This window comes from Myxococcus sp. NMCA1 (assembly GCF_026810205.1).
GTDB lineage: Bacteria > Myxococcota > Myxococcia > Myxococcales > Myxococcaceae > Myxococcus > Myxococcus xanthus_A.
On the sequence record NZ_CP113950.1, the window covers coordinates 193,263 to 204,724 of the forward strand.

Annotated in this window: 9 protein-coding genes; 1 reads left to right on the top strand and 8 read right to left on the bottom strand. The window is 70.8% G+C overall.

What is annotated here, in order from left to right:
• From OZ403_RS00800 to OZ403_RS00820, 5 genes are all read right to left on the bottom strand, one after another.
• Complete coding sequence (locus tag OZ403_RS00800) at positions 1–441, bottom strand: fibril protein (protein ID WP_237080117.1); 441 nt, start codon at positions 439–441, stop codon at positions 1–3.
• Between the two features lie 112 nt (positions 442–553).
• Positions 554–1,531 carry a 4-hydroxy-3-methylbut-2-enyl diphosphate reductase gene (locus OZ403_RS00805; RefSeq protein WP_268783251.1) on the bottom strand — a complete coding sequence of 326 codons (978 nt, stop codon included), beginning with the start codon at positions 1,529–1,531 and terminating at the stop codon, positions 554–556.
• Between the two features lie 111 nt (positions 1,532–1,642).
• Positions 1,643–3,766 carry a M56 family metallopeptidase gene (locus tag OZ403_RS00810; RefSeq protein WP_140786651.1) on the bottom strand — a complete coding sequence of 708 codons (2,124 nt, stop codon included), beginning with the start codon at positions 3,764–3,766 and terminating at the stop codon, positions 1,643–1,645.
• Complete coding sequence (locus OZ403_RS00815; RefSeq protein ID WP_026113917.1) at positions 3,763–4,158, bottom strand: BlaI/MecI/CopY family transcriptional regulator; 396 nt, start codon at positions 4,156–4,158, stop codon at positions 3,763–3,765. Before OZ403_RS00815 ends, OZ403_RS00810 begins: the two co-directional genes overlap by 4 nt.
• Before the next feature lie 149 nt (positions 4,159–4,307).
• Entirely contained in the window at positions 4,308–5,123 is an 816-nt protein-coding gene (locus tag OZ403_RS00820; RefSeq protein ID WP_140786652.1) for a sterol desaturase family protein, read from the bottom strand.
• Positions 5,124–5,401: 278 nt separating this feature from the next.
• Between OZ403_RS00820 and OZ403_RS00825 the strand changes: the two genes are divergently transcribed.
• A complete protein-coding gene (locus OZ403_RS00825) occupies positions 5,402–5,746 on the top strand; it encodes a hypothetical protein (RefSeq protein WP_268783252.1) in 345 nt (114 codons plus the stop codon).
• 8 nt (positions 5,747–5,754) lie between these two features.
• Here OZ403_RS00825 and OZ403_RS00830 read toward each other — a convergent pair whose 3' ends face one another.
• From OZ403_RS00830 to OZ403_RS00840, 3 genes are all read right to left on the bottom strand, one after another.
• Positions 5,755–6,858 carry a hypothetical protein gene (locus OZ403_RS00830; RefSeq protein ID WP_140796925.1) on the bottom strand — a complete coding sequence of 368 codons (1,104 nt, stop codon included), beginning with the start codon at positions 6,856–6,858 and terminating at the stop codon, positions 5,755–5,757.
• A gap of 15 nt (positions 6,859–6,873) precedes the next feature.
• Entirely contained in the window at positions 6,874–8,310 is a 1,437-nt protein-coding gene (locus OZ403_RS00835; protein ID WP_140786655.1) for a vWA domain-containing protein, read from the bottom strand.
• Between the two features lie 113 nt (positions 8,311–8,423).
• Positions 8,424–11,282 carry a PAS domain S-box protein gene (locus OZ403_RS00840; RefSeq protein ID WP_268783253.1) on the bottom strand — a complete coding sequence of 953 codons (2,859 nt, stop codon included), beginning with the start codon at positions 11,280–11,282 and terminating at the stop codon, positions 8,424–8,426.
• Between the last annotated feature and the right edge of the window lie 180 nt (positions 11,283–11,462).

Genomic DNA, 11,462 nt, shown 5'->3' on the forward strand with positions numbered 1-11,462 from the left:
CTACAGCTCGATGACCCGGGGCGTCTCCTCCTGCTCCACCTGCGAGCGGGAGGCGAGCCCCTGGATGCTGAATCCATTGGGCGCGTGTACGGCGCCCGCGGTGTTCGGGTCCAGGTAGAGGCTCACCGGAGCGGCGAGCCCGTCGTACGTCACCTCGAAGACCTCCAGCTCGGTGGGCGCGCCGGCGCCGCAGCAGGGGCCCACGCGGCGCCAGGCGATGCGCTGGCCCTGGGGGCCTCGCAGCAGCTCCAGGAAGGCCATCATCCCCCGGTCACCCCAGCCGACGCGGACCGGGTCCTGGGGGTGGAAGCCGTACTCCACCACCTCGACTCGCGGCGCCGTGGACGCCGAGGCGCGGGGCTCAGGCACCGCGGACTTGTTGGTTGATGCACACGCCGCCAGGAAGAGCATCCCGGCACAAGTGGCTCGAAGCAGCGACATTCCGACCCTCCCCACCACCACCGTCCCGGGGGGAAGATGTGTCCGGGCAGCGCCCCGTGCATCCCGGTAGCGGGGCCCGCCGTTCACCGTCGGACGTTGACCGCGCCCGGCGTCACTTCTTCTTCGGCGCCGTCCCCGACATGTCGCGGATGAAGACGCGGTCGATGCCGTGGATGCGCAGGGCCACCAACTCGTCCGGGGTGACGTTGGGGTAGCCCGAATCACGCATCTGCTTCACGAACTCGGGCGTGACACCGTGGATGCGGAAGGCCAGGATCTGCTCCTGCGTGAGGTCCTTGAAGCCCAGCTCGCGCATCTGCTTCACGAACTCGGGCGTGACGCCGTGGATGCGGAAGGCGATGACGTCATCCGAATCCGTGCTCTGGAATCCCAGTTCGCGCAGCTGCTTCACGAAGTCGGGCGTGACGCCGTGGATGCCCATGGCCATCAGCTGATTCCAGGGCAGCTTCGTGAAGCCGGCGCCGGAGAGCTCCTTCACGCGCTGGGGCGTGACGCCGTGGATGCGGCCCTCGACCAGTTCCTTGAACGACAGCCCGGGGAAGCCTGCGTCGGACATGCCGCGCACGTACTCGGGCGTCACGTCGAAGATGCCCACCTGGATGAGCTCCTCCGTGCCGAGCTGCTTGTAGCCCAGCGCGGCCAGGGCCTGGATGCGGGCGGTCGTGACGTTGGTCGCCGCCATCTGGAACTGCGCCTCGGGCGTGATGTCCGAGTAGCCCAGCGTGGCCATCGTCTTGAGGAAGGCGCTGCTGGCATCGAAGCGGAAGTGGCCCGCGCCCTGGCCGTCCTGGAACTGGCCCTCGAAGCGGAAGGTGCCGGCCTCGCGCGGCAGGGTGAAGGTGGTGGCGCCGCCCGTGGTGGACAGCCCCTGGAAGGACGCCCGAGGTTCGGTGAAGCCCATGTTGCGGTGCGGGCTCTGGTGGAGCTGGAGGTTCAGGATGGAGGGGGCGCTGCTCTTGGACGAGGCCGACCAGGTGCCACGTGGCTCGAAGGTGGAAGAGGCCGCGACGGCGGAGGCGGCCATCAACAACAGGGCCACGAGGGACAGGCGTGACGACATGAGACGCATGGTGGGCTCCTTCGGGTAGACCCCTCCCGTGCGGCGCGCGTCCGGTGGGACCTGCGCCGAGCGGGATGGGCGGTCGAGACGTGAGGGGTGATGGTGTGCGGGACGAACGGCTTACTTCGAGTCGGTGCCGCGCATCTTCCGGATGAAGGCCGCGTCCACGCCGCCGGTGCGCAGCCGCACCAGTTCGTCGACGGAGAGGTCCTTCAGGCCCGCGTCGTGGAGTTCGCCCAGGAAGTTGGCGTCCACGCCCGTGGCGCGCAGCCGCTGGAGCGTTTTCGCATCCGTCGTCTGCACGCCCGCCTTGCGCATGCTGGCGAGCCAGCCCGGGTCCACGCCCACGGCGCGAAGCTGCATCAGCTCCCGGGCCTTCAGCTTCGACAGGCCGTGCTTGTTCATCTCTCGGATGTACTCGGGGCTCACGCCCACGGCGCGGAGGTGAGCGAGCTCCTCCAGGGACATGCCGGTGTAGCCGGCGTCCTTGAGGCCGCGGACGAAGTCTTCGTCCACGCCCACGGCGCGCGCGTGGGACAGGGCCTTCGGGTCATCGATGTTGAAGCCCGCGGACTTGAGGGACTGGATGTAGTCGGGCGTGACGCCCAGGTGTCGCAGGTGCGTCAGTTCCTTCACTTCCAGCTTCCGGCCGAAGCGCGTGTTCATGTCCTGGACGTAGTCAGGGGTGATGCCGGCGTGGGTCATCATCACGAGGTTGGAGACGGTCGGCGTGTAGCCCATGGCCGTCAGCTGCTGCACGCGCTCCGGGGTGATGCCCGCGTTCTTGAGCGCGATGAGCTGCGCGACGGAGAGCTGCTGCCCCGCGCCGACCCGTGTCTGCCGGTCCAGCTCCCGCTGGGCGCGCGAACCCAGGCTCCGCGCCTGAGGGGCAGGAGACGGAGCGGACGCCGGTGCCACGCGGGCCGCCACGGCCGCGACACCGGCGGGAGGCGCGGGAGGCGCCGGGGGCGCGGGCGGTGCCACGGGCAAGGGCGCGGGAGGCACCGGCGGGGTGCGCGAGAGCGCCGGGATGGGCGGAGCCTGGACGAGGACGGGCTCGTCGCCCGGCCGCGGCGCGGTGTCCGTCTGTCCCAGCAGGAGCGACGTCAGCGGCGCGGCCACGGCGAGGCTGCTGACCAGGGTGAGTACGGAGGCGCCCGCCGCCCAGCGCGAAGCGCAGCGCGACGTGGGCAGGGTGATGAGCCGCCGCACGCGCTCCGGCAGTGAGCCGCCCAGCGCGGACATGGCGGGGCTCGGCGTTCCCGGCAGCACGCGGAGCGTTTCAAGCGCCGTCAGCGCCCGGGCGTAGGAGACGGAGTTGCCGCTGGCGGCCACCGCGACGTCGTCGCAGCAGTGCTCCCGTTCGACGCGGATGACGTGGGAAATCCAGCGGACCGCGGGGTGGAAGAAGAGCAGCGTCTCCACCAGCACCTGCGCCAGGTTCACCGCGAAGTCGTGACGGCGGATGTGGGCCAGTTCATGGGCCAGCACCATCTCCAGCTGCCGAGCGGGCAGGCCCGACAGGGTGGACACGGGCAGGAGCACCACGGGCGACAGCCAGCCCACCGCGGCGGGAACGTCCACGTCGGAGGACTGGAGCAGCCGCACCGCGCGGCGCAGGCCCATGCGTCGCGACAGGGCGTCAAGCCGCTCCTGCCACGCCTCGGGCGCGGGCAGGGCGCGGTCCGCCAGCCGGCGCAGCTTCATCCATTCCGCCGCCATCCGCCCCGAGCACAGGCCCACGCCCGCCACCCACGCCAACACCAGCCAGTGCAGGTGCGCTTCCACCTGGGACAGCGCGCGTTGCAGCAGCAGTCCGGCCATGACCAGGAACGAGCCCAAGCCGGTCAGCACCGTGCTTTCGAAGCCACTCGCGGCGCCGTCCTCGGCCATGTCCGCGTCAATCCACGCGGGCGACGCCGCGACGGGCGACAACCGCCATGCGGGACGCGCCGCCGTGTCCTTCACGGGGGGCGGATTCGCGTCATCCACCCGGAGTTGCGCGCGCGGCACGGAGAGGTCCATCGCCACTCGCGCGGGCGCGCCGTGGAAGTGCTTCCACCCGGAGGCCACCGGCAACGCGAGCGCCAACACCAGCGCCCCACAGGCCAGCGCGTAACGCGCGTGCGCCGCGCGCCGCCCCACCGTGATGAGCGCCACCGCCAGCATCAGCGCCACCAGCGTGCCCTGCCAGAGCGAGTGCAGCAGCGCCCACCCCAGGGACTCCATCAGCAGCCGGCTCATTCCTCGCCTCCTTCCAGGGTGTCGAGCAGCCGGCGCAGCTCCGCCAGTTCCTCGGGACGCGTCTTCTTCGACGACAAGGCCTGCATCGCCAGCCGCGCCGGAGAGCCACCGAAGGCGCGGTCCACCAGGTCCGTCACCAGCTGCCGCTGGGTGCGCTGCTCCGTGGCCCGGGGCCGGTACACGTGCGCGCGCTGGGACTCGTCACGCTCCACCAACCCCTTCTCCGTCATGATTTGCATCAGCTTCAGCACCGTCGTGTACCCGGTGCCCTCCGGCTCGTCGCGGGTGAGGGCTTCGTGCACCTCGCGCACCGTGCTGTCGCCACGCGCCCAGAGGACCCGCAGGATGGCCAGCTCCCCATCCGTGGGACGCGGCAGCTTCGTCTCACTCATGACGCTTCCTTCCATGACTCGATTGCCTGGACCCATATTACGAATGGATTCGTAGATGTCAACGAAGCCCTTCGTAGATGCGGTCCGTCAAAAGCCCCCTGCCTCTGGGTGAGGGAGGGGGCTTGGGAGCACAGGCGGGTGCCCGGCCGTCAGCTGTCCTGTCGCGTCGTGGGCTCCGGTGGCGTCTGGGCGGCGGCCTGGTCCTCCCAGAAGCGGCGCGGGTGGCCGTCACCGCGGGTGCCGCCGGAGAGCCGGTCCACCCAGGGATACCGCTGGGCCTCCTCGGCCGTGTAGCCCAGGTTGAAGACGGTGGGGCTCTTGGGCTTGTCACCAGACTTCTCGTAGAAGGTCCCGAAGAGGCGGTCCCAGAAGTAGTTGGTGATGCCGTAGTTGCCCTGCTCGTTGTGGAAGTGGTGCGACAGGTGCAGCCGCTTGATGTCCTTCAGGAACTGGGACTTGGGCGTGTAGTTCAGGTGCTGGATGCAGTGGCAGAACTCATAAAAGCACGTAATCACCATGGCCCAGCCCAGCGCGGCGGCGGCGCCCGCCTTGCCGCCAATGAGATAGCCAATGGGGGCAATCACGCCGCCCACGGTGGGGAGCACGTTGGCCAGCGCGCCGAAGAGCACGCGCAAGTCGTGCGGGTCCTGGTGGTGGTCGAAGTGGATGCGCTTCCACGTCGCCGCGGTGAGCGGTGATTTGTAGAGGAACCGGCTGTGCAGGATGTGCTTGTGCACCAGGTACCAGCCGAAGGGGAACGCCACGCTCGCGGCGAGCATCGCCAGCAGCATGCGCAGCGGGTTCTCGAACCACTTCACGGCCAAGGCCAGGCTGATGATGCCCACGGTGATGTAGGCCACCACCGCGTAGTAGGTGAAGAACGAGTAGACCAGGTCGCCCAGCGTCATCCGGTCCAGGTTGTGCTTGCGGTTCTTCAGGAACGAAAAGGGTGCGCTGACTGCCACGGTATCCTCGCAGGGCGCCGCTGCCTCCCATGGAGGCAGACGAAGCAGGAGTGTGTGCGCGCCGTACCCGCCCGGCCACGGGGCTTACGGCGGTGCTGTCAGTACCAGGGGCCCTTGAAATTGCCGCATCCTGAAGGGCGCTCCATAGCGTTTTCCTGGAGCAGGTGAGAAGCAACCCTGCTGAATGAACAGGCGGTGTGTTGCCTGCCTGCCCAGAAGCCGGCCCAGGCGCGGGCTTCCTTCGCGTCCGATAGCAGCCCACTTTCCTGGAGGCCAGGATGACTTTCCGGGAGGCGCGGATGGCGGAGCACGAAGGACAGCAGACCCCCAGGACCAAGGTACGCAGGCGCAGGACATCGACTCCCAAGACAGTGCGCACTGGTGAACGGAGTGCCGGGCCGGACCGGGGCAGCATCGCCCTGCGCCGCACGGCGTCAGAGTACCGGGCCACGGCGGAGGAGCAGGCGGCGCGCGTGCGTGAGGAAATCGAGGCGGCGCTGGTCCAGGCCCGCAGCACCCGCGAGGCCATTGAACAGCGCATCGCGGATCAACTGCACGCGCCGCCGGTGCGCCACACGCCCCCGCCGCGGCGCAAGCGCGCCACCCGGGCGTCCCGGAAGTAGCGCGTCGTTCAGGGGGCGACGCGCGTGGGGTTCGGCGCGGCCACGGGGGCGACGTCCTCGGGCCCCGCGCTGGAGGCGGGCTCCCCCAGCTGCTTCAGCTTGCGCGCCAGGTCAGCGGCCTGCGCGCCCTTGGCACCCAGCTCGTTGCCCTGCACTCCGATGAAGGAGACCCGGGCTCGCTCCAGCATCGCCACCTGCGCGTGGAGCTGGGCCAGCAGCCGCTCCTTGCGGCGGGCCAGCACGTCCAGGTGGTTGAGCTCCTCACCCAGCGAGGACGCGGCCAGCTCCAACTGCCGGCGGGCCACCGCGTCCTGCGTGGCGGCGGCGCGCTCCCGCAGCTCGCGCACCTGGGCGTCCACGTCGTTGGCCACCACGGAGCCGAGCTGTGCCTCCAGCCCGAAGTGGACCTCCGCCAGTGAGAAGCTGTCGCCCGTCATCTTCTCCAGCACGCCCAGCAGCTCCGTGCGCCCGGTGCTGGGCGGCATCTTCGTCACCACGTCCTTGCACTGGCGGTAGAGCGTCAGCGCCCGCGTGGCGAGGGTGCGCGAGTCGCCCTTGAGCGCGTCCTGCAACTGGCGGCCCCGCGCCTCCACCGCGTCCAGCTCCACGCGGAGGTTGGCCGGCAGCGTGCCGATGCTCCAGAAGAGGCCCACGACGAGGAAGCCCACCAGCGCCGACAGCAGGCCGTCGCTCCCCAGGAAGCGCGCCTCCAGCACCTGTTGGACGTAGAGGCCCAGTGGGACGAGCACGCCCGCGGCGGCGGCGCTGGTGGCCACCGCGGCGGGCTGCCCCGGCTGCTCCCGTCCATGGCCCAGCCATGCCACCAGCGCCGCGGCGAGCGCGCCCGCGAGGCTCACGGGCAACGGCTCCGGCGCTCGGAAGAAGTAGGGCAGGGCGGGCAGCACCGTCAGCGCCAGGCGCAGCGCCAGGGGGTGGACCCCGGTGGGCTTCACGCACGCCTGCGCCGCGGCCACGATGGCGACGTACTCCGGTGTCAGGTGCAGGTCCGGAACGGCCCCCGCGACCAGGCCCATGCAGGCGGCACCTCCCAGCGCGCGAAGCGTGCGGGTCTCGAACTCCTCGCGGTGGAAGTACTGCACGGAGAGGGCCATGGGTTCACCGTCCTGCTAGTACGTGTTGTTCTGGCCGAAGTTCTTGATGGACTTCTTGAGGAGGTTGCGCGACTCGGCCTGCGCCTCCTCCGCGCTGGACGCGCCCGCCAAGGCTGCCTGGGAGCGGTTCACGTCCGCAAGCTCCCCGGACAGCGCGTCCGCGGAGGAGCCGAAAATGGTCCGGGCGTTGTCCAGCAGGCTACGGGCCTTCGCCTTGTTGCCGCGCTTCATCTCCTCCGCGGCGGCCACCATGTGCTGGGTGCCCAACGCCCGGGTCGCGTGGACGCGCACCTCCTTGTCCAGGTGCTCGCGCACGAGGTCCAGGTCGCTCGTCACCTCCGCGGTGAGCCGCAGCGCCGTCTCCGTCGGCATGTCACGCGCCACGTCGACGTAGTGCACCCGGGCGTTCAGCAGGGCGAGCGCGCCGGTGGTCCGCGGGGTGTTCAGCGTCAGCTTCGCCATGATGCGCACCGTCTGGGCGCTGGCCATGTCGTACAGCGGCACCTTCAGCACGTTGCCCTCGCGGAAGGACGCCATGCCCATGACCTCCACGTGCTGCACCTCGGGCGGGACGTCCAGCCGCAGCTCCACCAGTCGCGCCACGGTGCTGGTCGCCTGGTCCAGCTCGCGGGAGAAGACCTCCGCCAGCCGCGCCGAGTCGTCGATGAAGCCGGAGAAGCCGCCTCCCTGCTCGGCCATGCCGCGCATCAGCGTCTCCTGATAGTCCCGGCCCACGCCCAGCGCGCTGACGGTGATGCCGTCGCGGCGCAGCTGGCGGACCTGGTCCAGCAGGCCCGGCTCGGACACGATGCCCGTGGTGGGCTGCCCGTCGCTCAGCAGGATGGCGCGGCTGACGCGGTACTCGCGCATGTGGGGCCGCAGGGCGTTGGCCGCGGCGTCGAGCGCGCCGCTGATGTTGGTGCTGCCGTCATCCTGCAGCCCGGAGATGAGGGTCAGCAGCTCCTCGCGCGCCTCCTCCGTCATCCGACGGCTGGGCTGCACCCGCACGTCGGTGCCGTAGTCGATGAAGGCGAGTCGGTCCTCGGGCTTCAGGCGCTGCACCAGCTCCGTGGCGGCGCGCCGGGCGTCGGCCAGCTTCTGGCCGTTCATGGAGCCGGAGCGGTCCAGCACCAGCGCCAGGCTGACGGGCACCCGCTGGCCGGTCTCCGCCGGGCGCGCCTTCAGCTCCAGCCACGCGAAGGCCTCGCTGGGCCCCGTCTGCACGTACGCGCCGGACAGCTTGCCCGCCATGTTCAGGGCGCCGTCCTCCGGCTTGGATGTCACCAGCGTCAGCGTCCGAGTGGCGGGCGGGTCCTCCGGGCGCCGCACCGTGTGGCTGGTGTCCGTGACGGCGGGAGGGGGCGGTCCGGGCGGCGTGGGCGGCGTGCCCAGCAGGAGCGCGCCCACGGCGAGCACTCCCGTCGCGGCGACCAGCAGCAATGAGCGGTTCATTCAGGGCCTCGAGGTTGGAAGGATGCGGCACACTCGCCTGGAGTCACCCGAGGCCGCATCGGTCACCAGGAGGAGGGTCCGCCCGTTGCCCGATACGACCTCCGCTCGCGGGCTCAGGCGTCGTGCGCCGGCTGTCGCTGCCGGACGAGCTCTTCCACCACGCCGCGGACGCGGGCTTCGTCGAAGGGCTTCTCCAACAGCAGGTTGGGGATGCTGGCCAGGAAGTCCCGCGCGCCCGAGGTGAACGCGCCACCGGAGACGAACACGAAGCGGCGCTCCAGCCCCGCGTACTCGCGCCGCACGGCCTCGTACACGTCGCGCCCCGTCAGGTCCGGCATCATCACGTCGCACAGCACCGCGTCCGGTGCCAGCCCGCGCTCCAGCAGCTCCAGCGCCTGGCGCCCGCTGCACGCCACGTCCACCTGGTGCTCGCGGAGGATGCGCTGCAGTACCCGGCCCACCGCGGGCTCGTCATCCACCACCAGCACCCGGCCGCGCGGCGCGTGCGGTGCTTGCCGCGAGTCAGGCTCCGAGGGCTTCGCGCGCTCCACCGTCTCCGGCGTGGGCAGCACCACCCGGAAGAGGGTGCCTCGCCCCGGCTCGCTGTCCACGGTGATGTCGCCGCCCAGCCCGCTGATGATGCTGTGGCAGATGGACAGGCCCAGCCCCGTGCCCACGCCCACCGGCTTGGTGGTGAAGAAGGGGTCGAAGATGCGGTCGATGACCTCACGCGCGATGCCCACGCCCGTGTCCGCCACCTCCACCACCACGCGCCCGGCGCCGTCCACCCGCGTGGCCAGCCGGATTTCGTGCCGGTGCGCCGCGCCCTCTGGAATGGCCTGCGCCGCATTCACCACGAGGTTGAGGAACACCTGGCTGAGCTTGCCCTCGTTGGCCATGACGGGCGGGATGTCGCCGTAGTCGCGCCGCAGCTGCGCGCGGTGGCGGATTTCGTTGGCCGCCATCATCGCCACCGATTCCAGCACCGCGTGCACGTCCAGCGGCGACACGCGCTCCTCGTCCGGCCGGGAGAACGTCTTGAGCTGGCGGACAATCTGCCGCACGCGCTCGGCGCCCTCACACGCCTCTTGCAGCACCTCCTGCCATTCACCCAGGTCCGGCTCGCCCTTGAGCCGCGCCTGGAGCGCCGCCGCGCCGTCCCCGGGCGGCAGGCTGCGGTTGAACTCGTCGGACAGGAAGCCCAGGTTGGACAGCACGAAGGCCAGCGGGTTGTTGATTTCGTGCGCGATGCCCGCCGCCAGCGTGCCCACCGACGCCAGCCGGTCCGCCAGCGTCAGCCGCGCCTGGAGCTGGCGCTGCTCCGTCACGTCGCGGGCAATGGAGACCACCGCGGGCTGGCCGTCGAAGCGCAGCGGCAACGACACCACCTCCGCCACGCGGGTGCGCCCGTCCCTGCGCACCAGCCGCCGCTCGCCGGTGAGCGCGCCGGCCCGCACCGCGTCCGGGCTGCGCATGTCCCGCACGAACTCCGTGAGGGGGCGGCCCACCAGCTGGTCCGCGCGCTCGAAGCCCAGCGTGGCCACCAGCGCCGCGTTGGCGTAGACAATCTGGTTGTCCCGTTCGATGGCCGCCGCGTCCGGCACGCCCTCCAGCAGCGCGCGGAAGCTCGCCTCCGACAACCGCAGGGCTTCTTCCGCCTGCCGGCGCACGGTGATGTCGCGCGCCAGGCCCTCCACCGCCACCATGCGTCCAGAGGCGTCCGTCACCGGCGCCACCACGTGCTCCAGCCACAGCGTCCGCCCGTCGGGGTGGAGGAAGCGCACCACCACCGGCGCGCCCTGGAAGGGCTCCGGCGCTTCCAGCAACTGCTCCATCAGCGCGCGGTCCTCCTCGTGCACGCGCCGGTACCACAGCTCCGCGTCCGCGTAGTGCGCCACCGGCCCATAGCCCAGCTTGGTATGGGCCACGCGGCTGACGTAGGCGAAGCCGCGCGGGGCCTCGCGCCGGTACACGTAGAGGACGTCCGACGCGTTCTCCGCCAGCTGACGGAAGCGCCGCTCGCGCTCGCGCAGCGCCCGCTCTGATTCGCGCCGCTCCAGCGCCATGGAGATGGCGCCCGCCGCCGCCGACAGCAGGTCCACCTCCAGCCGGTCCCACCGCCGCGCCTCCGAGGTGTTGTCGAAGCCCACGAACCCCGTCAGCACGCCGCGCACGCGCAGGGGCAGCACCAGCAGGGACAGGATGCCCTGTGGGTCCAGCAGCTCCCGCTCTGGCGCGGGGAAGCTCTCCACCAGGCCCTCGATGACGTCGCCCCGCGACAGCGTCTCCGTCCAGCGCCGCAGCGCGGGCTCCATGGGCACGTTCTGGAGGTCCGGGTTGTCTATTTCGGGCTTCACGCCGGGCGCGCACCACTCCGCGCGCTGGCTGCTCAGGACGGCGCCGTCCTGCGCCCGGTGCAGCTCGAACACGTAGACGCGGCTGGCGCCCGACGCGTGGCCCAGCGGCGCCAGCGCGGGCCCGTAGAGGTCGCCGCCATCCTGCGTGGCCAGCAGCCGCTGCTGCATGTCCACCAGCGCGGTGAGGTAGCGCTCTCTCCGCGCCAGCGCGCCGTCCGCCGCCTTGCGCTCGGTGAAGTCGTTGAGCGTGCCCGCCGTGCCCAGGATGCCGCCGTCGTCGTCGTGCATCAGCCGGGCGAACACCTCCACCCAGCGGTAGCTCCCGTCGCGCGTGAGGTAGCGCATCTCATGGCGCACGAACTCCACTTCCCCCGCGAACAGCTTCTGGAGCGGCTCCGGGTCGCGCTCCCGGTCATCCGGGTGGAGGAAATCCGAGAAGGAGCGGCCCAGGCTCTCCTCCACGCTGAAGCCGGTGATGTCCGTCCAGGCCGGGTTGAGGAAGGTCCACGTCCCCGCCAGGTCTGTCTGGAACACCACTTCCCGCAGGCTGTCGATGACGCCTCGGTAACGGTGCTCGCGGGAGGTCCAGTCAGGCGTGGAGTGCGGCTTCTGCATGATGGAACTCGAGAAAGTGGGCCGCGCGGGTGGACGCAAGGTCACCCGGATGCGCTACAAAGGGACAGAGAATCTGGATTTCCGGGCAGGCAAGCAAGGGGGGCTTCGATGACCCTGGCAGGTGCGGGATGGGGATGGCGCCCCTTCTGCTGTTCTGTGGAAACACGGAGGCTGCCCTTC